22 protein-coding genes are annotated in these 22,271 nt (G+C 33.2%); 9 read left to right on the forward strand and 13 right to left on the reverse strand.

Annotated elements, in window-relative coordinates:
• Positions 1-345 precede the first annotated feature (345 nt).
• A complete protein-coding gene (gene recA, locus HM986_RS05515) occupies positions 346-1,350 on the reverse strand; it encodes a recombinase RecA (protein WP_179334045.1) in 1,005 nt (334 codons plus the stop codon).
• Positions 1,351-1,832: 482 nt separating this feature from the next.
• Here recA and trhO point away from each other — a divergent pair, with 482 nt between their 5' ends.
• From trhO to HM986_RS17810, 8 genes are all read left to right on the forward strand, one after another.
• A complete protein-coding gene (gene trhO / locus HM986_RS05520) occupies positions 1,833-2,903 on the forward strand; it encodes an oxygen-dependent tRNA uridine(34) hydroxylase TrhO (RefSeq protein ID WP_179334046.1) in 1,071 nt (356 codons plus the stop codon).
• The gene (locus HM986_RS05525; RefSeq protein WP_179334047.1) at positions 2,904-3,908 is read left to right on the forward strand and encodes a radical SAM protein; all 1,005 of its coding nucleotides are present in this window, start codon (positions 2,904-2,906) and stop codon (positions 3,906-3,908) included.
• Between the two features lie 189 nt (positions 3,909-4,097).
• Positions 4,098-5,315, forward strand: a complete 1,218-nt coding sequence (locus HM986_RS05530; RefSeq protein ID WP_179334048.1) for a PSP1 domain-containing protein — start codon at positions 4,098-4,100, stop codon at positions 5,313-5,315.
• Positions 5,299-5,802, forward strand: a complete 504-nt coding sequence (locus HM986_RS05535) for a gliding motility lipoprotein GldH (protein WP_179334049.1) — start codon at positions 5,299-5,301, stop codon at positions 5,800-5,802. Before HM986_RS05530 ends, HM986_RS05535 begins: the two co-directional genes overlap by 17 nt.
• A 5-nt stretch (positions 5,803-5,807) precedes the next feature.
• The gene (locus HM986_RS05540) at positions 5,808-8,165 is read left to right on the forward strand and encodes a penicillin-binding protein 1A (protein WP_179334050.1); all 2,358 of its coding nucleotides are present in this window, start codon (positions 5,808-5,810) and stop codon (positions 8,163-8,165) included.
• A 92-nt stretch (positions 8,166-8,257) separates the two neighbouring features.
• A complete protein-coding gene (locus tag HM986_RS05545) occupies positions 8,258-8,959 on the forward strand; it encodes a CoA transferase subunit A (protein WP_179334051.1) in 702 nt (233 codons plus the stop codon).
• Positions 8,960-9,059: 100 nt separating this feature from the next.
• Positions 9,060-9,713, forward strand: a complete 654-nt coding sequence (locus HM986_RS05550; RefSeq protein ID WP_179334052.1) for a CoA transferase subunit B — start codon at positions 9,060-9,062, stop codon at positions 9,711-9,713.
• A gap of 237 nt (positions 9,714-9,950) precedes the next feature.
• Entirely contained in the window at positions 9,951-10,076 is a 126-nt protein-coding gene (locus HM986_RS17810; RefSeq protein ID WP_262890551.1) for a hypothetical protein, read from the forward strand.
• Here HM986_RS17810 and HM986_RS05555 read toward each other — a convergent pair.
• The 7 genes from HM986_RS05555 to HM986_RS05585 form a co-directional block, all read right to left on the reverse strand.
• Positions 10,071-11,756, reverse strand: coding sequence for an ABC transporter ATP-binding protein (locus HM986_RS05555; RefSeq protein WP_179334053.1), 1,686 nt, complete (start codon positions 11,754-11,756; stop codon positions 10,071-10,073). The two genes, HM986_RS17810 and HM986_RS05555, sit on opposite strands and share 6 nt — an antisense overlap.
• A 32-nt stretch (positions 11,757-11,788) precedes the next feature.
• On the reverse strand, positions 11,789-12,502 hold the full coding sequence (locus tag HM986_RS05560) for a 3'-5' exonuclease (RefSeq protein WP_179334054.1): 714 nt from the start codon (positions 12,500-12,502) through the stop codon (positions 11,789-11,791).
• Between the two features lie 33 nt (positions 12,503-12,535).
• Positions 12,536-14,305: a S41 family peptidase gene (locus tag HM986_RS05565; protein WP_179334055.1), complete on the reverse strand. Its 1,770-nt coding sequence runs from the start codon at positions 14,303-14,305 to the stop codon at positions 12,536-12,538.
• 74 nt (positions 14,306-14,379) lie between these two features.
• Complete coding sequence (locus tag HM986_RS05570; RefSeq protein WP_179334056.1) at positions 14,380-15,525, reverse strand: serine hydrolase domain-containing protein; 1,146 nt, start codon at positions 15,523-15,525, stop codon at positions 14,380-14,382.
• Positions 15,526-15,536: 11 nt separating this feature from the next.
• Entirely contained in the window at positions 15,537-16,058 is a 522-nt protein-coding gene (locus HM986_RS05575) for a PaaI family thioesterase (protein ID WP_179334057.1), read from the reverse strand.
• Positions 16,058-16,546, reverse strand: a complete 489-nt coding sequence (locus HM986_RS05580) for a methylated-DNA--[protein]-cysteine S-methyltransferase (protein WP_179334058.1) — start codon at positions 16,544-16,546, stop codon at positions 16,058-16,060. The genes HM986_RS05575 and HM986_RS05580 overlap by 1 nt, the downstream gene beginning before the upstream one ends.
• Before the next feature lie 8 nt (positions 16,547-16,554).
• A complete protein-coding gene (locus HM986_RS05585; protein WP_178986321.1) occupies positions 16,555-17,673 on the reverse strand; it encodes a CNNM domain-containing protein in 1,119 nt (372 codons plus the stop codon).
• A 134-nt stretch (positions 17,674-17,807) separates the two neighbouring features.
• On the opposite strand from HM986_RS05585, the gene HM986_RS05590 reads away from it, so the two are divergent.
• Positions 17,808-18,536 carry a GLPGLI family protein gene (locus HM986_RS05590; RefSeq protein WP_179334059.1) on the forward strand — a complete coding sequence of 243 codons (729 nt, stop codon included), beginning with the start codon at positions 17,808-17,810 and terminating at the stop codon, positions 18,534-18,536.
• Positions 18,537-18,747: 211 nt separating this feature from the next.
• Here HM986_RS05590 and HM986_RS05595 read toward each other — a convergent pair whose 3' ends face one another.
• The 5 genes from HM986_RS05595 to HM986_RS05615 form a co-directional block, all read right to left on the reverse strand.
• Positions 18,748-18,978: an Lrp/AsnC family transcriptional regulator gene (locus HM986_RS05595; RefSeq protein WP_179334060.1), complete on the reverse strand. Its 231-nt coding sequence runs from the start codon at positions 18,976-18,978 to the stop codon at positions 18,748-18,750.
• 156 nt (positions 18,979-19,134) lie between these two features.
• Positions 19,135-20,001: a hypothetical protein gene (locus HM986_RS05600; RefSeq protein WP_179334061.1), complete on the reverse strand. Its 867-nt coding sequence runs from the start codon at positions 19,999-20,001 to the stop codon at positions 19,135-19,137.
• A gap of 20 nt (positions 20,002-20,021) precedes the next feature.
• A complete protein-coding gene (locus tag HM986_RS05605) occupies positions 20,022-20,717 on the reverse strand; it encodes an Ig-like domain-containing protein (RefSeq protein WP_179334062.1) in 696 nt (231 codons plus the stop codon).
• Positions 20,718-20,886: 169 nt separating this feature from the next.
• On the reverse strand, positions 20,887-21,780 hold the full coding sequence (locus tag HM986_RS05610; RefSeq protein ID WP_179334063.1) for a hypothetical protein: 894 nt from the start codon (positions 21,778-21,780) through the stop codon (positions 20,887-20,889).
• On the reverse strand, positions 21,780-22,187 hold the full coding sequence (locus tag HM986_RS05615) for an Lrp/AsnC family transcriptional regulator (protein ID WP_179334064.1): 408 nt from the start codon (positions 22,185-22,187) through the stop codon (positions 21,780-21,782). Before HM986_RS05615 ends, HM986_RS05610 begins: the two co-directional genes overlap by 1 nt.
• Between the last annotated feature and the right edge of the window lie 84 nt (positions 22,188-22,271).

Genomic DNA, 22,271 nt, shown 5'->3' on the forward strand with positions numbered 1-22,271 from the left:
AATAGTTTTAGTGATCTTCTAAGATTTATTTTTCATACATCTTAAGAGGAATATTTAAGGGGTTATAAACTAAAGTTAAGGGAAAAGTAGAGTAAAGAAAGAAGGCGCCCCCTTTAAGTGCTTGACTTGTTTAGATTTAGAAAGGGTGTGTTGGTAATCTAACTATTTTAAAACCACTGTAAAATTCAGAGTTTTATATTTAGAAGTACTGCAGTTGTTTAGTCGGCAAGTTGCTAATAGTTAGATTTGTTATAGTATATACGGATATATTAACATGATAAAAAAAACGCTCTGAAATTTTCAGAGCGTTTTTTTTAATAGAATAAGTGTGTTTAAAGGAAAGATTTATTTAGCTTCATTAATTAATGCTCTAACTTTTTCTTCTAATTCATCCATAAGATCTGGATTATCTTTAATGATCATCTTTACAGCATCACGTCCTTGTCCTAGTTTTGTATCTCCATAACTAAACCATGATCCGCTTTTCTTAACAATTTCATGCTCTACAGCAAGGTCTAAAACCTCTCCTACTTTTGAGATACCTTGGCCATACATAATATCGAATTCAGCCAATCTAAAAGGTGGTGCTACTTTGTTTTTAACCACTTTTACTCTGGTTTTGTTACCCATTACGTTGCTATCACTATCTTTAATTTGTGTTGAACGTCTAATGTCTAAACGAACAGAAGCGTAAAATTTTAAGGCGTTACCACCTGTAGTTGTTTCAGGATTACCGAACATTACACCAATTTTTTCACGTAATTGGTTAATGAAAATTACAGTACAATTAGTTTTACTAATCGAAGCTGTTAATTTTCTAAGTGCCTGAGACATTAAACGTGCGTGTAAGCCCATTTTAGAATCTCCCATTTCTCCCTCGATTTCACTTTTCGGTGTTAAGGCAGCAACAGAATCAATAACCACGATATCAATAGCACCAGATCTAATTAAATTATCGGCAATCTCTAGAGCTTGCTCTCCGTTATCTGGTTGAGAGATAATTAAATTATCAATATCTACATTTAATTTTTCTGCATAGAAACGATCAAAAGCATGCTCTGCATCAATAAATGCTGCAATACCACCTGCTTTTTGAGCTTCTGCTATAGCGTGCAATGTTAAAGTTGTTTTACCAGAAGATTCTGGTCCATATATTTCAATAACACGTCCTCTTGGGTAACCTCCAACACCTAAAGCAATATCCAATCCTAATGAGCCAGAAGAGATAGCTTCAACATCTACCACCGCTTGATCGCTCATTTTCATTACCGTTCCTTTTCCGTAAGCCTTATCTAACTTGTCTAAAGTTAATTTTAAAGCTTTTAATTTTGCGTCTTTTTCACTACTCATATGTTCCGTTTTCTTAGAATTCTTTATTAATTATAATTCAAAAATACCACTTATTTTAATTAATAGCATTTCTCGTTTCAAATTACTACAAATGCAAGTCAAATATTTTTTATCTAAAGTTTATAAATCTTCGATTGCGTTTTATATGGAAGTTAAAATTTACTTTGAGACGCAACCTTTTAGTACTTTCTACATCTATTAAATGAAAAAGGAAATAATTGCTATGATTGCCTTAAGAAGTTGAATTATTTTTCCACTTTTTAAGTAAAGCATTAGGTGTTTCAGTTATCGTTTAATATTCCTCAGTAACCGTTAAGCCGATGTAGGTTAACTTTTTAATTTGTTCTAAGTTGATAAGTTAATTTAGTAAAGCACTTTGAAATAATCAAGGTGCTTTTTTTATGCTTATTCTAAAGCTTTTTCAGTAAAAACGATACCTTTGTAACTTTATAATATTCTTTAACCTTAAAAATTAGTATAGCATGCAACTGTACAATAACTTAAGTGCAAAAGAAAGAGCAGAACTTATTGAACAAGCCGGAAAAGAACGCTTAACAATCTCTTTCTACAAGTACGCCAAAATTAATAATACCGAAATTTTTAGAAATCACTTATTTCTTGCATGGGACCAATTAGAGGTTCTTGGAAGAATCTACGTGGCCAACGAAGGTATAAATGCCCAGCTTTCTGTACCTGCAGAGAATTTTGAGCCATTCAAAAACCATTTAGACACCATTTCTTTTTTAGAAAATGTAAGATTAAATATTGCTGTTGAGCACGATAATTTTGCATTTTTAAAGTTGAAAGTTAAAGTACGTAACAAAATAGTCGCAGACGGATTAAATGATGCGTCTTTTGATGTCACTAATAAAGGTGTTCATGTTAATGCTGAAAAATTTAACGAACTTATTGAGGATCCGAACACCGTTTTGGTAGATATGCGTAATCATTACGAAAGTGAAATCGGTCATTTTAAAAATGCCGTAACACCAGATGTAGATACGTTTCGTGAATCTTTAGATTTAATTGAAGAAGATTTAAGAGAACACAAAGAAGACAAGAAATTAGTAATGTATTGTACAGGAGGAATCCGTTGTGAAAAGGCAAGTGCTTATTATAAACATAAAGGCTTTAAAAATGTGTTTCAACTTGAAGGTGGTATCATTAATTACGTGAGACAAATTGAAGCAGAGGGTTTAGAAAATAAATTCTTAGGTAAAAACTTTGTATTCGACGAAAGACGGTCAGAGCGTATCAGTGATGATGTAATTGCTAATTGTCATCAATGCGGTGAGCCTGCAGATTTACATACCAATTGTGCTAATGAAGCGTGTCATTTATTATTTATTCAATGTGATTCTTGTAAAGAGAAAATGGAAAACTGTTGTTCTTCAAACTGTAAGGAAATAAATCAATTACCATTCGAAGAACAGAAGGCATTGCGAAAAGGGCAGGGTAATAGCAATGATATTTTCAAAAAAGGGCGTGCGGATCATTTGCCTTTTAAAAAGGATTTGCGTAATATTTTTGATACCTTGAGCAAAAAAGTTTAAATGAATATTTACAAGCTTTTACAACTTAACAGAAAAATTAAGAGTCATAGGATTAAATTCTTTGGGCTTTTTCTATTGCATAAATTTAATAAGCGGTATTTAGCGGTTAATTTAGATCCTGTAATGGCTTGTAATTTGCGTTGTAAAATGTGTTATTTTACAGATGAAGATTATGTAAAAACACTAAAAGGACAATTTAAAGATGAGGATTTGGAACGCGTTGCAAAAACTATTTTTAAACGTGCTTTAAAGCTTCAAATTGGTTGCGGAACTGAGCCTACACTTTATAAAAATCTTGTAAAAATTGTAGAATTAGGGAAGCATTATAACGTGCCTTATATTTCCATTACAACAAACGCTAATTTGCTAACTGAAGAAAAAATTGAAGCACTTTTAAAAGCTGGTTTAAATGAGTTTACAATTTCGCTTCATGGAGTAACTAAAGAAAGTTACGAAGGTTTTATGAAAAAAGCGAGTTATGAGAAATTTCATAATGCGTTCAATATTTTTAAGAAGCTTAAGGAAACTTATGATTTTAAAGTTAGAATAAATTATACTTTTAACAAGGATAATTTTTACGAGCTTAATGAGTTTTTTAATCATTTTGATGCTAGAAGCTTTGATATATTACAAATTCGACCAATTCAAAAAATTGGAAATACAGAATATAATGATTTTGATATTTCATCATTAACAAATGATTATCCAAAACTCATACAGACAATAAGAGCTACTTGCGAGGGTAATAATATTACGCTTATGGCTCCTAATACAATTTCTAAATTAGACTCAGAAAATCAATCAAGCTTTATTTTTGATTATACATTTTGCTATATCTCACCAAACGCCTTTTGGAAAGAAGGTTTTAATTGGAGAGAGGAAAGCTTTCAGCAATACTCAAAAAGAATTGGCTGGAGTAATACCTTGTTTTCTAATATATTTAAGTCTAAAACACAGTTAAAATCGTTGTCAAATAAATTGAATTACGAAATAGAGTTCACCTAAACTTCGCGTTCTGTAATTAAAAATATTAATAGAGGAGCATTAAACTTTTTAGTGTCACAGAAGAATGATGTGTCGGAATAACAAATCAGACTTTAGTTAACTCAGGAAATAATCATATCTTTACTCATTAATTATTTACGAATCCTATATCTAGGCTTTTGATAGTCGAGATTTAATATATAAAATTTTATGGCTTGTAACAGTTGCTCAACTGGAGAAGATGGCCAACCAAAAGGATGCAAAAACAATGGGACTTGTGGTACAGATAGCTGCAATAAACTTACTGTTTTTGATTGGTTAGCTAATATGTCACTACCAAATGGACAAGATCCCTTTATTGGTGTTGAAGTGCGTTTTAAAAATGGCAGAAAACACTATTATAAAAATACAGAAAACCTTACATTAAGTATTGGAGATATTGTGGCAACACAAGCAAAATCTGGTCACGATATTGGTATGGTTACCCTTACTGGAGAATTAGTAAGTGTACAAATGAAGCGTAAGAAAGTAAGATTAGATGACGCAGAAAATGTTTTAAAAATATATAGAAAAGCATCTCAAAAAGATATTGATATTTGGTCTGAAGCTAGAGATAGAGAAGAACCAATGAAAGTTAAAGCGCGTCAATTTGCAATAGATTTGAAATTGAAGATGAAAATTTCAGATATTGAATTTCAAGGAGATGCAAGTAAAGCTACATTTTACTACACTGCAGAAGAACGTGTTGATTTTAGAGAGTTAATTAAAGTTTTTGCTCGTGAGTTTAGAACACGTATTGAAATGAAACAAGTTGGCTTTAGACAAGAAGCTGCAAGACTTGGTGGTATTGGCTCTTGTGGTAGAGAGTTGTGTTGTTCTACATGGCTAACGGATTTTAGATCTGTGAGCACCTCGGCGGCACGTTACCAACAATTATCTTTAAACCCTTTAAAATTGGCAGGACAATGTGGTAAGTTAAAATGTTGTCTTAATTACGAGTTAGATTCTTATTTAGATGCGTTAAAAGCATTCCCTAAAGCGGATACTAAATTATATACCGAAAAAGGAAATGCCGTTTGTCAGAAAACGGATATTTTTAAAGGCTTAATGTGGTATGCTTACGAAGGTGAATGGATGAATTGGCACATTATCACTACAGACCAAGCTAGTGAAATTATTAAAAAGAATAGGAATAAAGAAAAAGTAGCTAGTTTAGAAGAGTATGCTGTTGAGCATATTCAGGATACTAAAAATGAGTTTGAGAACGTTGTAGGTCAAGATAGTTTAACACGTTTTGATAATCCAAAATCGAATAAGAAACGTAAAAACAATAAGAATCACCAAAGCAACAATAAAAACAAACCTCGAAATCGAAACCGCAATCAAAATTCTAATGCAAAGCCAAAGCCAAATGCTAAGAAAAGTTAATGGGGTATTTCTTATAATTATCTGTTGTTTTTTATTCACAAGTTGCGATTCTAACGCTGTATACGATAGCTATAAGTCAGTGCCAAACCAATGGCATAAAGATTCGATAGCGACGTTTAATTTTAAAGCACCAGATACTTTAAAGGATTATAATCTGTATGTTAATTTAAGGAATACTAACGCTTATAAATTTAGTAATTTATTTCTTATTGTAGACATTAATTACCCTAATGGAAAAGTAATAAAAGATACCTTAGAATATAAAATGGCAGCACCAAATGGTGAACTTTTAGGTACTGGATTTTCAGATTTAAAAGAAAATAAATTATGGTTTAGAGGTTTCGATCACCCTTTTAAATTTAATGAAGAAGGTGATTACACGGTCAACATTCAGCACGCTATGCGAAATAATGGTGTTGTTAAGGGTGTCGAGAATTTACAAGGAATAACAGATATTGGTTTTAGAGTAGAACAAGCTCAAAAGTAGTGAATATGGCAAAAAAGAAGACAGCGAAATCTAAATCAGAAACGTTAGATTTTTCAAAATATGTACGTTGGTTTTGGATCTTATTTTTAGGTGGCATCTCAGCTGTAGTGTTGATATTTTTATTAGCATCTTGGGGTGTATTAGGTGAAATGCCAGATTATACGAGATTAGAAAACCCTGAAACGAATTTGGCTTCGGAAATAATATCCTCTGATGATCAAACCTTAGGTAAGTTTTATTTTGATGATAATAGAACTCCAATTGGTTATGAAGATTTACCAAAAAATTTAGTAGATGCCTTAATTGCTACAGAAGATGTGCGCCATTACGAACATTCTGGAATTGATGGAAGAGGTACTCTTAGAGCTTTTGCCTTTTTAGGAAGTAAAGGTGGCGCAAGTACGATTTCACAACAGTTGGCAAGACAATTATTTATTGGAGTTAGGGATAAAGACAATACAACCAATGCTATAATTCAAAAAATACAAGAATGGGTCATAGCCATTCGCTTAGAGCGCCAATACACAAAGGAAGAAATTATTGCTATGTATTTTAATATCTATGATTTTGGTAATAATGGTGATGGTATACGTTCTGCATCTCGTATTTATTTCGGAAAAGAACCAAGAGACTTAGATGTAAAAGAATCGGCGATGTTAGTTGGTATGTTTAAGAATTCCTCCTTATACAACCCAAGACCTCATAAAAACCCTGTAGGTGTTAGAAACCGAAGAAATGTGGTGCTAGCTCAAATGGCTAAATATGATTACATCACAGAAACTGAAAGAGATTCACTTCAAAAAACAGAATTAGATTTAAATTATTCACCAGAATCTCATCGCGAAGGCATTGCCACCTATTTTAGAGAATACCTTAGAGGTTTTATGAAAGATTGGGCTAAGGATGAAGAAAACAGAAAGCCTGATGGAAGTAAATATGATTTATATACCGATGGTCTTAAGATATACACTACGATAGATTCGCGTATGCAGCAATATGCTGAAGATGCGGTTAAGCAGCACATGCCAAGATTACAAGCTGAGTTTGATAACCAGAATACTCCAGAACGTAATAAAACAGCACCTTTCTTAGATCTTAGTACTGCTGAGGTTAATAAATTGATGAGTGATGGTATGAGACGTGGTGAGCGTTGGAGAATTCTTAAAAAACAAGGAAAGTCAGATAAGGAGATTGAAGCGTCGTTTCAGAAACCAACAGAAATGAGAGTTTTTAAATGGATTGATGGGGAGGCTAGTGAGATAGATACAGTTATGAAGCCTATAGATTCAATGCGTTACTACAAATCGTTTTTACGTCCTGGAATGATGTCTATGGATCCACAAACGGGCCATGTGAAAGCTTGGGTTGGAGGTATGAATTACAGACATTTTCAATATGATATGGTGAAACAAGGAAAACGACAAGTTGGTTCTACGTTTAAACCTTTTGTTTATGCGACTGCGATTGATCAATTACAGTTATCTCCTTGCGATATATTTCCAAGAGCCCCAATTACAATAGAGGCTAATAAGTTTGGAAATCCAGAACCTTGGACTACTAAAAATTCGGATGGTAGCTATTCTGGAGAGCAATCATTAAAAGATGCTTTAGCGAGTTCAACGAACACAATTACAGCACGTTTAATGAATGAGGTGGGGCCACAACCTGTTGTGGAAATGGCTAGAAAACTAGGAATTACATCAGAGATTCTACCAGTTCCGGCTATTGCTTTAGGAACAGCAGATATCAGTGTTTATGAGATGGTGGCAGCCTATTCTACCTTCGCTAATAAAGGAGTTTACAACAGACCCGTAATGGTAACGCGTATTGAAGATAAAAATGGTACCATTTTATACCAATTTGTTCCAGAGAGTAAAGATGTATTGAGTGAAGAAGTGGCTTATGTTACTGTCAATCTGATGGAAGGGGTTACAAAAGCAGGTTCAGGAGGACGTTTAAGATCTAAAGGTGTTGATAGATACAATCAAATGTATAGAGAAGTCATGACGGGGTATCCTTATGATTTACAAAATCCAATTGCCGGTAAAACGGGTACTACGCAAAACCAGAGTGATGGTTGGTTTATGGGTATGGTGCCCAACTTAGTAACTGGTGTTTGGGTTGGAGCAGAAGATAGAGCAGCACACTTTAGAAACATTACTTACGGTCAAGGAGCAACTATGGCACTACCAATTTGGGGATTATACATGAATGCTTGCTATGCAGACGAAACCTTAGATGTGTCTAATGGACAATTTGAAAAACCTTCAAATTTAAAAATCGATATCGACTGTACAGCTAAAGATGAAGGAGATATTCTTGATGAGTCAGATGGTGTCGATAATATTGAGTTCGATTTCTAAAAATCATGATTAGGCACACCCTTCTTTTATGACTATTAATTATAAATTTAGGACTTAGTTTTGTATTTTTCAGAAGCTAAATTTTTCTAAATATGATTAATAAAAAAGTGGATACTATTTCTGAAGCTCTCAAGGGTGTCAGTGATAATATGACGTTTATGTTCGGTGGTTTTGGCCTCTCTGGTATTCCAGAAAATGCTATTGCCGATCTTGTAAAGCGTAATATAAAAGGACTGACTTGTATATCCAATAACGCTGGCGTCGATGATTTTGGCTTAGGCTTATTGCTGCATCAAAAGCAAATTAAAAAGATGGTCTCATCTTATGTTGGCGAGAACGACGAGTTTGAACGGCAAATGCTTTCAGGTGAATTAGACGTCGAATTAATTCCTCAAGGAACCTTAGCAGAACGATGTAGAGCTGCGCAAGCAGGATTTCCTGCAATCTATACACCTGCAGGTTACGGAACAGAAGTAGCAGAAGGAAAAGAAACTAGAGAATTTGACGGAAAAATGTATGTGTTAGAACATGCTTTTAAAGCCGATTTTGCTTTTGTAAAAGCATGGAAAGGGGACGCGGCCGGTAATTTAATTTTTAAAGGAACAGCTCGTAATTTTAATCCTGTAATGTGTGGTGCAGCAAAAATAACTGTTGCAGAAGTTGAAGAGTTAGTACCCGTTGGAGAATTAGATCCTAACCAAATTCATGTCCCAGGTATATTTGTACAACGTATATTTCAAGGTGAGACATACGAAAAGAGAATTGAGCAACTAACGGTAAGAGAACGAAGTTAACTAGGATACAAAATTTGTAATTCCTGCAAATTCAGGAATCTACGACTAAAGATAAAATTTTAATTAAATAGATTTCTGCATCCGCAGGAAGACAGCAGATATGTTAGATAAAAACGGGATAGCAAAGCGAATTGCCAAAGAAGTGCAAGATGGATATTACGTCAACCTAGGGATTGGTATACCGACCTTAGTGGCTAATTACGTAAGAGACGATATTGAAGTAGAATTCCAAAGTGAAAACGGAGTTTTAGGAATGGGGCCATTTCCTTTTGAAGGAGAAGAAGATGCTGATATTATTAATGCAGGAAAACAAACGATAACAACCTTACCGGGAGCTTCATTTTTTGATTCTGCTACAAGTTTTGGAATGATAAGAGGGCAACATGTTGATTTAACAATACTTGGTGCTATGGAAGTGTCAGAAAATGGGGATATAGCTAATTGGAAAATTCCAGGTAAAATGGTGAAAGGTATGGGGGGAGCTATGGATTTAGTGGCTAGTGCAGAGAACATAATTGTAGCGATGATGCATACCAATAGGGCGGGTGAATCTAAGCTGTTGAAAAAGTGTTCTTTACCGTTAACGGGTGTTGGTTGTGTGAAGAAAATAGTAACAAATATGGCGGTTATAGAAGTAACACCTAAGGGATTTAAACTTCTAGAACGCGCTCCAGGAGTCTCTGTAGACGACATAGAAAACGCGACGGAAGGAGATTTAATAATTGAAGGAGATATACCAGAAATGACCTTGTAAATAAATCTATTTATAAAATTGAAACCGCTAATTTATAGCGGTTTTTTTGTGAGTAAATTCCTTGTATTAAGTGTTAAATGTTAAAAATATACGCATTTCATCGATTGATAATGTATTTAGACAGATATAATAAAAATATGTTCCATATTGCAGTCCCCAAATAGACCTATTATTAACCTGATTTAACATAAACCGAGATTTACCTTTTTGCCCCAAATCTACCATGAATTCCTGCTTATGAAGACTCAAATAAATTTACCAGAACCTACTTTAAATGAAGATTACCAATTTTCAGCATTAGAAAACACTTTGGAGTTAGTCTCAAATGTTTTACAATTAGCAAAAAGAGTATTCATGCTATAATCCTTTTGGAATAGCATGAATTAGCTTTTTTGTGTATGCTTGTTTCGGAGACGCATAAATGAGATCTGCATCTCCCATTTCTTCAATTTTCCCCTTGTTCATTACTAATAACTGATCGGCCATATATTTTACAACTGCCAAATCGTGCGAAATAAATATATAAGTAAATCCAAACTGCGCTTTTAAGTCGTTCAATAAATTCAATACCTGCGCTTGTACGGAAATGTCTAATGCTGAAACAGATTCGTCACAGACAATCAATTGAGGTTCTAAAGCAATAGTTCTCGCAATACCTACACGTTGGCGTTGCCCTCCAGAAAATTCATGTGGATAGCGATCAAATGCTGTGGCATCTAAACCTACTTTTTCTAAAATAGCTATTACTTTTTGTTTTCGTGCTTTGTTAGAGGTTCCAATTTTATGAACAATCATAGGTTCCAAAATAGCATTTCCCACAGTTAAGCGAGGGTTTAAAGACGCAAATGGATCCTGAAATATAATTTGGATATCTTTTCGCAAGGCTCTCATGTTCGAACGGCCTAAATTGGTGATATCCTTTCCCTTGTATAAAATGTGTCCAGCTGTGACCTTATCCAGCTGTAATATAGCATTACCTAAAGTGGATTTCCCACAGCCAGATTCGCCAACCAAACCTATAGTTTCACCAGGGTAAACTTTAAAACTCACTCCATCTATAGCATTAAAAGATTGGTCTTTAGAGAACCATCCTGTTTTTGAGAAATATGTTTTTTCAACATCTACAACTTCTAATAACGGTTTCTGTGCATATAGTTTTTCGTGATTTTCTGCTCTTTCTAAATCTGAAACAATCGCTGTACTCACCTTATCAGTCATAAAATCTGAAATTGTTGGTAATTGTTTTAACCTAAATTTAGTTGAAGGTCGTGCACTAATTAATGCTTTCGTATAATTATGTTTTGGATTATTAAAAATGATATCCGTAGTGCCTTGTTCAACAATTTCTCCTCTATACATTACGAGGACACGATCTGCGAGTTCGGAAACTAAAGATAAATCATGTGAAATAAACAACACACTCATTTTAGTTTCGGTCTGAATGGTTTTTAACAACTCTAAAATCTCTTTCTGAACGGTAACATCCAAAGCTGTAGTTGGTTCATCTGCGATCAGCAATTTAGGTTTACAAGCAATTGCCATCGCAATCATAACGCGTTGCTTCTGTCCCCCTGAAATCTCGTGAGGATACGCTTTATAAATGCGTTCTGGGTTGGGTAATTTTACTTTCTCGAAAAGATTTAATACTTCCGCTTTAATTTCTGAAGTAGATAATTTGAAATGTTGTTTTAAAATTTCATCAACTTGCTCTCCGCATCGCATAGATGGATTTAAAGAGCTCATGGGTTCTTGGAAAATCATGGAGATTTCTTTGCCTCTTAAAGTTTGAAATTCTTTTTCAGATAAATCAACGATATTTTTTCCTCGAAATTCTATGGACCCAGAAGTAATCTTTGAAACTTGTTTTGGCAATAACCCCATTAGAGCTAATGACGAAATGGACTTTCCGGAGCCGGATTCGCCAACAACAGCTACAATTTCATTTTTGTTGATACGAAATGAAATATTTTTAATGATTTGCTTTTCAACTTTATCTTTAAAAAAAGAGATATTGATTTTGTTAACGTCTATTAAATTTGCCATATATGAAGTGGGGTGATGATAGTCTATATTAGTTATACGTGTTTTATTTCATTATCATGAAGTAATTCATCTCCTCTCAATCTTAAGAAAATTTGAGCAACGGCAATGGTATCTTTTTCGCAATACACAATAATACGATCTACTTCTTTTTCTTTGTAATACACACGATAGACTTCACTACCATCAATATCATCTTTTGGTGATGGAATGCCTAACACGTTAGTTAATAATTTTAAAGAGGTATAGGTTTTATAATCTCCGAATTTCCAAAGTTCTAAAGTATCGAGATGTGGTACTTCCCAAGGTTTTTTGCCGAATAAATTCAGTTTATATGGTAATTCTATGTTGTGGATAATCATACGTCTTGCGATGTATGGAAAGTCGAATTCCTTACCATTATGTGCACACAGTAAATGTTTGTTAGAACTAAAATGCGAAATCAATAAATTTTTAAAGTCCTTCAAAATTTTAATTTCATCTCCATAAAACGAGGTGACTCTAAAGGTTCTAGATGCACCTTCCATTTTAAAATACCCAACAGAAATACAAACTATTTTTCCAAATTCAGCCCAAATACCTGCTCTATCATAAAATTCTTCAGCCGTAAATTCTTCTTTACGTTGATAGCGCGATTTTGCATCCCAAAGCTCTTGTTTGGTTTTATCTAAATCAGAGAAATTTTCCGTTTCAGGGACAGTTTCTATATCTAAGAATAGAATGTGTTCTAGGTTGAGTTTGCTAATCATGGTGTATTTTCAACTAAAGTTAACATTTTTAAATTAATCTTTAATTAAATTTGGTGTGGTTGTTTGTTTTTCAATGAGTTGTATGGCTTTTTCAAGCACTTCATCACGTCCATTTTTAATGCCTTCGATCGTTGGTTTTACTTCAATATCTGGAACGATACCTACACGTTGTGTTTCTGAACCATCTGGATAAAGAATACCAATGCCTGATATTGCAGTTCTTAACCCTCCGGGAAGTAGTATAGCCGAGACATTACCATCTGCACCAGCAGTTGTGCTGCCAATTATGGTTGTTTTGTCTCCAACTCTAAAGGCCATGGCAGTATATTCTGCTTGACTCTGAGATATTTCATTTACTAATACTATTACTTTTTTACCTTTGTAGGACCAACTTTTAGAAAGTCCTACTTTCCGATCGTCATTATAATTAAATTCACCTGGATTATTTAAGTTGCCTTTTGTGAATTTTACAAAATCTGCCCTGTTATTATTTAAAAAATTTCCTAATTCAAAAACGACAAAAGTTGAAGGGTAATTTCTAATATCTACTACAATTCCTTTTAAATTTTGAAACTCTTCTTTTATTGAATCTATATCCTCGTTTGTGATATTTTGTAAGGTTATGTATCCAATATCATTATTTAGTTTTTTAAAACTTTTCTCAGTTCTTTTTTTGTACCAACTATAATATCCTTCAATACTATCTTTTTTATATAAATCTAGTTTTAAGTCCGAAGTTTTTCCAGCGCGTTCAACTTTTAACTCTATACTGTTTTCTTTTGATCTCAAAATATTAAAGCTAATATCTCGTAAGCGAGTGGGTTGGTTAGATGCTGGATAGTAGGGATTCATGTCTTTTACTACGTCATCAGTGTGTTTACCGTTAATATGCGTAATGATATCGCCTATTTTTAATCCATTGATTTTGTTTTTTTGCTCATTAAATAAATCATCTACAACGAGTTTGTTTTCTATAAATTTAACATGAATCGGTGCATAATAATCGCCTCGTTGTTCTTGTATTTTATTATTTCCACCCCAAAGATTAGCATGTGTGTCTTTAATATCTCCAATAATTTGAATGGCGGCTAGTTCATATTCTAACTCATTTTTAGCGTTGATGAATTTTGGGATGTATTCTGCCAAACAGGTGTCCCAATCCTTATCTGTTAAGTGTCTGTAAGGAAAATAATAATTTATAATATTCCAGTATCTAAAGAGTGATAATAGTCTAAAACCAGCATCTGGATAAGGCATATCCTCATAGATGGCTTCATTTTTAAATTCTGGATTTCCAACACCAGGCTTCATAGCAATATAATAGTGCTCACCTTGATGTCTATTGCTTTGGATGTATAGTAATTTTTCACTTAAATCTGTAGAAATATTAGTTGCAGTTATCCATTCTAAAGCCGGTTTTAAATGAGAGTCTTCAGAAGTTGGTTTGCATTTTCTACAGCGTTCTACCATTCCATAGCGCTCTATCCAAGATAAAAGTAAATTATCGCGTTCTATTGGTGTAGTCACTTTTTGATAATCTGGAAGTAACCTAAAAAGTTCATAATCCCAATTATACTTTCCTTTTCCGATTTCGGGATGATAGTATTTTAAAAATCCCCAAACACGTCCTAAAAGCTCAAGGTTTTTTATTTGATTTTCATCTAAGGTATTGAAAGTAATAGCTGAACCTTTATTAAATTCAGTATCTCTATTTAAGGTTTCAAGATCTACGTGGTGATTGCTTTGTGCAGTAATGTTTAGAAATGTAAATAGCAGGATAAGAGTAAAATAAAGTTGCTTCATGGTTGGTTGGTTTTACTCAAAAAAAGACATAAAAATGACGATGTATAACTAACTATTTGTTAAATAACATAATATTAAGGTTTTAGATTTAACATTGTATAAGCTTCATCTATATAAATATAAAAATCTTCAGGGAAAGAATTTATAGTTTCAGTACTTCTGTGATGTCCTAATCTCACCACCATTAAATTGTCTTCCGGAATAACGATAACATATTGCCCTAAAATTCCTCGCATAGCAAAGGTGTGTTTCCCATTATATTCACTTATCCAGAAACCATACCCATAAGGCTGATCACTAAATCGAGATGTGGTCGCTGTGGCGACAAAAGTAGAATCTAGTAATTGCTTGCCATTCCATTGTCCATGATCTTTATAAAGCTTACCAAAGCGCGCAAAATCACGTGCATTACTAGAAATACAACAAAAGGCTTTGGCTAGTTTGTTTTCATCATCATCTAATTGCCACAAGGCATCATTTTCAGCGCCTAAGGGTTGCCAAAAACTTTCGGAGAAATACTGTGGTAATCGTTTTTTTGTAGCTTTTTGAATCACCATACCTAGCAATTGCGTGCTGCCGCTTAAATATTCAAATTCTTTACCAGGTGTTTTTACCACCTTTTGATTTAATATTGTTTCAGCTAAGTCATCATCGTAATTCGCTCTTGCTGTAATAGAAAACGGACTTGTGTAAGACTCAACCCAATCTAAACCAGAAGCCATGGACGATAAGTCACCAACGGTTGTTTTTGTACCTTCAAATTCTTTATAAAAATCACTAACAGGTTGGTCTAAATTTTTAATATAGCCCTCCATAATTGCTTTCCCAAGTAATGATGAGGTTATACTTTTAGCCATTGAAAATGAATTGGTTTTAGAAGCTGCATCGTAATTCTCGGCATACTGTTCGTAGTAAATACTGTCATTTTTTATAATGAGATAGGCAATAGTACCAAACGCGTCATTTGTTGTGTTTAGCCTATCTGTTGCATTTATAGTATTGTAATTTTTATGTAATGGCCAAGCATCGATTGTTGTACCTTTTTTGATGGTATCATTTTCAAAATACGGATAATCATCAATAAATGCTGAAGAGTGTCCTGTAAAATAAACCACACGAACCCCTTTTAGAATGTAGTCGTAATCAAAAATATAAGAGGCAATTACAAGCACAGCAATAATTCCGATGAGCCATTTTAATAGTTTTTTTATAAATTTCATTGCGTTAGATTTTAATTATTTGCTTTGCGATTTTTTAGTTTTTCTTTATAAAAGGCTTTGTTGGCGATATAAATAGTCTTTTTAAAAGTAGCAATTATATGTTGTTTGTCGTCAACTAAATTCATGGTTTTAACAATATCAATTTCACTAGTTTCAATAACAGATTGTTTTATAGTGTCTATCTCTTCTTTTGTAAATATAAATTCACCATAAATTGTAGTTTTGCCTGGCTTTTTATAGCGCGCTTCAACGGATTTGTCCCAAACCACATAATCATTGCCTAGAATTTGAATGAGCTGAATCATATAAATAGGATCTGTGGCGGACAACATGCTGCCACCAAAAATGGAACCTGCATAATTGCGGTTTTTCCAACTTGGTTTTAATCTAATTTTTACAAAAAGCAAATCGTCACTAACCTCTATAAGTTTGGCAGTAGTTCTGCGGTACATTGGAGACCAGTTGAAACCATATTTGTATATCGTTGAGGTTTTAAAAAAACGTTTTAAAAATTCAGTTGCTATTTTATACATTAAAATAAGGATTGTTGTTTGTATTCACTTTCATGATTGAGCAACCATTGTTTTCTGTATAATCCACCAGAATAACCTGTAAGACTTCCGTTGCTAGCAATGACTCTGTGACAAGGTACAATAATCCAAAGCGGATTTTTACCGTTGGCACTTGCTGCAGCTCGTATGGCTTTTACATCTCCTAATTGTTTGGATAATTCTAAGTAAGAAATGGATTTTCCAAAAGGAATAGTCTCCAATTGTTTCCATACCTTTTTCTGAAAGGTTGTGCCTTCAGGATGTAATTTTAGGTCGAATTTTTTTCTAGTATTGTTAAAATATTCTTTAAGCTGAATCACACAATTTAATAAGGCTTCAGGAATACTTTCTGATAATGCTTCTTGTGAATCTATGATTGAAACAGAAACAATACCATTCTCATTTCCGCTGATTTTGGCATGTCCAAGTGGAGTTTCAATATGGCAGATTTGTAGAAGCGACTGTTCCAAATAAAAGTTTAGTTTTCAGGGTTGTCATTATCAATGATGCCTAAACGTTTTGCTCTAGATTCCCAGCTTCGTCTTGCTAAAAGTTGTAAGTCAGATACATTATCGCTTTCATCCATGATTTCTAATCCTAACAATGTTTCAATAACATCTTCCATAGTTACTAAACCACTTACAGTACCGTATTCATCTACAACTAAAGCTAAGTGATTTCGGCTTTCTACCAATTGTTCAAATAATTTTGGGATTGGTAAACTACGATTCACAATAATAATGCTTCGTTTAATATCAGATAATAATTTTGAACCATTACCTAATGCCATTTCTTTGAAAACTTCAGCTTTTAAAACTAAGCCAGTAATATTATCGGATTCGTCAGTATAAACAGGGACTCTAGAAAACCGAATATTAGAATTGGCTTTAAAGAACGTTTCCACGGTCATGCTTTCGTTTTCAGTTTTCATTACTGTACGAGGTGTCATCACATCTTTTGCTTGTACTTCTTTAAAGTTCAATAAATTTTTAATGACTTTACTTTCATTTTCTTCAAAAACACCTTCTTCTTGTGCTATTTCTGCCATAGCAGCAAAACTTTCTCTACTTAAAACACTACCATGACCTTTGCCACCAATCAGTTTTGTAGTGAGTTGAAGTAACCATAAAATGCCGGTCCATTTTAAAGGAAATATTAAAATGTTTAAAGCTTTTGATGTAAAGTTTGCTAATTGTCTCCAGTACGTTGCACCCACTGTTTTTGGTATAATTTCTGAAGCAACTAATATCAGAATTGTCATAACCGTAGACACAACAGCGACCATGATATCTTCGGTAAACTCAAATCCTAAAATAGAACGTTTTGTGCTGCCATAAAGCTCAACATAAGCCACTTTGGCTTGTACACCCACTAAAATGGCACCAACGGTATGTGCAATAGTGTTTAATGTTAAAATGGCAATTAGGGGACGATCGACATCTTTTTTTAGTTCTTCTAATTCAAGAGCATAAGCTTTACCTTCTTTCTTTTTAATATTAAGAAATGTCGGTGTTAAGCTTAAAAGTACAGCCTCTAAAATAGAACACAAAAATGAAAAGAAGATGGAAATGACAGCGTAAAAAATGAGTAAGCCCATTAATGTTTTGAAGTTTTTATATGTACAAAGTTACGAAATGAATACTAATTTAAAGCTAGCTATTTTTTTAGTTATTACCAAGTTATGGTTGGTAAAGAAAAAGTACGTGTCAAAAAAAATTGTAAATTCGAATTATGAGAAATATATTTTTAATACTCGTCTTGCTAGGTACTTACTGTTTATCAGCACAAATAAAGGGAAAGATAACATATCGTCTCGAAACCATTAAAGACAGTATAGAGCAGCCTTTTGAAAATCCTGAGAACACTGAAGCTCAAAATGAAGTCTTTGCATTGATGCACGAATCGCAACCTGTAGAAGGCTATTTGGTATTCAACGATAGTATTGCACTTTATAATGTAGAGCCTAAAACTGATATTCCTGGGTGGAATAATGGCAGTGATGGACTTATAATTACACGAAGTAATGTTAATCTTTCATGGATGATGGCTGGAGGTAGTAGAACATATTACAATGATTGGAGTCGGGATTATAGCATTACCCAAAATTCTGTATCGGGACCTACCAAAAGAATCATACAAAAACCAAAAGAATGGACTATTACAGAAGAATCTAAAGTAATAGATGGTTATACATGCTATTTAGCAACCATAGATAAACGCAACGATAAGAAAGTAAAGGCATGGTTTGCACCAGAAATCCCTGTAAAACATGGTCCAAGAGGTTTTAATGGATTGCCAGGTTTAATTATGGAAATTGAAGATATCGTATTGCTATGGACAGTCGTTAAAATTGATATTGATAATCCTGAAGCTGATGATATCATAGAGCCTATGGAAGGAGAATTACTAACGCATGAAGAATTTATAAAGTTTAGTGGCAACCCTTTTGGTGATAACTAAAGTAAGAAGTTAAAATTTCTGGGTTTTAGAGATTACCAACTGTCTAAAATACTGCTTGTATTCCGAACTCCGTATTGAGATATACGTTCTAATAAGATTACTGTTCCCTTATTGCTTTTAAAGTAAACCAAAATACATAAACTATCTTTACCAGTAATTCAATCGCAACACTGTACTTCGTCTAAGTATTTAATTTTATTGTAAGCCGTTCTTATAGTCCTAGATTGATGAATTTTAGATTAATGTAAGCTTTAGCATTAACTCCAAATTTTCCATAATTAAGGTGAAGCGAATATCCCAAGATAAACCCTTTTTCTTCTAATTGTTTCATGCTTTTTCCAACAGCAGGTGTTGATAAATCTACAACTTTTCCGATTGTTGCAAAGGACTGTCGTGCGTTGGCACTTCGCATATTTATGATTTTCTCGTCAATAATATCCATGTCCTGTTTCGAAATTAGATATAGTAAACTTAATTTTATTTGTAATTAAAAATTAAGGTTTGGAGAGTCTAATTGTAATGCTTTAATTATTCAGGGTAATAAGGGGCTTTGAGGTAGGATTAAATCGGATAGTATAATATAAGTTTTAGATATTCTCTATTTAATATCTAAAAACACCCCTACACTAATTGATGGGTTTGCGGCAATAATTTTTCCACTTATAAGTGAGCTATAATTTAATGAAACTCCTAATTTTTTAGTTATATAATATGAGGCTTCTCCTCCGATTCCCACATATTCAATATTATTGGCAAATATACTGCCCTGAGAATTCTGAGCATTTAAACTTCCGTTATGAAAAGATTGAATTGTATTTAGTCTCCCTATTAGCCAAAATTTATCTTTAATAAACTGTGTGCCTAATTCTAATCCTGTAGTTAATTGATCTGAAAAATCATTGGTTCTATTATTAAAACCTAAATATAATTTTCCATAAAACGATTGTTTATAAACTTGGAATGACTTGCCTAAGTTAAGTTGTAATAATTGATTAAATTCTCCATCGCCAGTCTGAAAACTTCCGTCAGAACCACCTTCGCTCTTACCTGTAGGAAGTCCTAATGTAAATGTTGCAGATAATGCCCAAGAATTCTTATTAAAGATGCCATAACTGACTCCTAAGTCTATATCTCCAATAGAATTAATAGCTTCTCCTTCTGTAAGAATAGCTCCTGTTGTACCAGAAACAACATCATTTTGAGTGGTTCTTGCAAAAAATGGAACGTATGCAATTAAATCCCATTTCTTAGTCAATCCGTACTGCCCATAAAAATTGAAATTAAAATTTGTTCGTGTGGCATTTGGGTCTTTATCTCCAGTATCTGTATAGTGTTGGTCGGATTCTAAATACCAGGCAGAGATTTTGTAATAACCTTTACCTTTATCTTTTGTCCATTGAGCAAAAGAGAATTGAAAACTGAAGAGAATTATTGCTAGTGTCGCAACTAATTTTTTTATGGTCATTGTAGTAGTCTAAAGATGGATTAATCTAATATTTCGCCAATACCTACTTTTACTCCAAAAGGTTGACACCAGTAAAGTAAATGAGTATAGTCGTTAATATTAGTTTCTGGAATGGTGTAGTTATGAGCGCCGTTAAAGACACTTACAGGTCCTAGGCTATATGCTCCAGAAATTGAATTCGGATTGTTGGTTAAGTATAAGTAAAGGCCAGGCAAGCTTGTTGTTGCTTGGTAGTCGTTATTTACAGAGAGCAATAAATTATCTGAATTATCTTGTTCTTCAAGTGTAAAAGTGCCTGTGAGTAAATAGCTGCTAGTTGTTACAATGGTTCCTGATTTTACAACAGGTTCTATAATAACAACAGTTCCATCTTCAGTAATTGTTATAGGAAAGCTTTGTTCTAAAAAAATATCACTCTCTTCAGTAGAAGCTGATATTGTGGTGGTACCCTCAGAAATAGCAGTTAATAATCCTGAAGCATCAATAGTTGCAATATTTAAATTAGAGCTGTTCCATGTAATTGTTGCGTCTTCTTCAATGCCAATATTATTAAAATACGCCGTGTTAAATTGATACGTTTCTGAAGCAGATAATGAGCTTATGGGGTTGAGAATTCTTAATTGAGGTTCTATAAAATCAGTAATAACATCTTCTCCGATACAACTCGTTTGTAATAGGAAAAATGAAACGAGTAAAAACGTGTACTTTCTAATCATAGACAATAGATTTATAGAAGAGTTGTCTTTAATGATTTAGAAACCTTACATATAATGTTAAGAAAATACTATTATACTATTACTAGACGATTGAATTAGGGTATAAAAACATCCTTATATTTTATAAAAGAATATAACTTTACGATTGAAAAATTATTAATTCAATGCTTTAATCGACTTCGATATGTGTTTTTTGCTCAGTTAAATGTACAAATTCCCCATTTTCATATTCAAATTCTCCTTTGTAAGCATATATTGAATCAACCTGACAACAAAATGAAAAATCGGTTGCATAGCTATATGAGAGTTTTTTCGATTTTTTGTTATAAGTTAAATAGTGTTCTGTTCTAATAAAATGTTCTTGAGACAACGATAGTTTTCCGCTAGGATTATAAATGCTGTCGTTTAAAATTTCATTGTATTTTGGATAATTATAATCAATTTGGTGATAGTTTACCTTATTGTCTTTAAAAGATATTAAAGTCGCCGATTTTGTTTTTTCGGAATAAACAGCTGCTGGTCTACCAAAGCTCTTTTCCTTTATTAGATATTTTCCATCAGGCATTAGGTAAATATGTTCTAGATCTTTAAAGCCTAATTTTTCAATGATGTGTCCATTTGCTAGCACAATTTGGGAAACCCAATAAGGATTACAATAGGCACCACAAGACTCTCCACGTCCAACAACTATTTTAAACAGGTTATCTGGCGAGGCATAAATTCTAGCTACACTGATACCCTTATCTCCGTCAGAATAATCGGATAATAGTTTTTTGATTTTTAAATTTGAAAAGTCAGCATTTATAGTGTCTAATGATGAAAAGGCTGATTTTCTCCAAAAACGAAGTAAATCTAAAGAGTCTTTATAAGACGTCTTAAAGTTTGAATGAATTTCGTCAAAGGGATAGTCTACAAATTCACTATTTTTAATTTTAACAAATTTATCATTAGAGTGAATTTCAGAAACGGATGTTTCTTTAGTTTTAGATGTGTGCTGGTCTTTACAACCAAAAACTAAAGCTAAGAGTATAAAAGTTATTTTAATTTTTAAACTGTAGTTCATTAGCTTTCTAATATGATACTCGTATTTGGAACTCCGTATTGAGAGATGCGTTCTAATAAAGTCACTAATTCTTTGTTGCTTTTAAAATAAGCCAAAATACATAAACTATCCTCTCCGGTTATACGGTCGCAACGCTGAACTTCATCCATGCATTTAATTTGATTATAGGCTGTTCTTAAAGTACTCGATTGATGGATTTTTAAATTGATATAAGCCTTAACTTGAATATCGAATTTTTCATGATTAAGTCGAAGGGAATAGCCTAAAATAAACCCTTTATCTTCTAATTGTTTGACACGTTTTCCAACAGCAGGAGCAGATAAATCTACCGATTTTCCGATCGTTGCAAAGGACTCACGTGCGTTTGCATTTAGTATTTTTATGATTTTCTTGTCAATAGCGTCCATATTTCAATTCGGAATCAATTTTTTCGTTTGTCAATTGATTCGGAACTAAATATAATATAATTATTTTGATTATTAACTATGATT

Origin of the sequence: Winogradskyella costae (assembly GCF_013403865.1) — a bacterium.
In the GTDB taxonomy this organism is placed as follows: domain Bacteria; phylum Bacteroidota; class Bacteroidia; order Flavobacteriales; family Flavobacteriaceae; genus Winogradskyella; species Winogradskyella costae.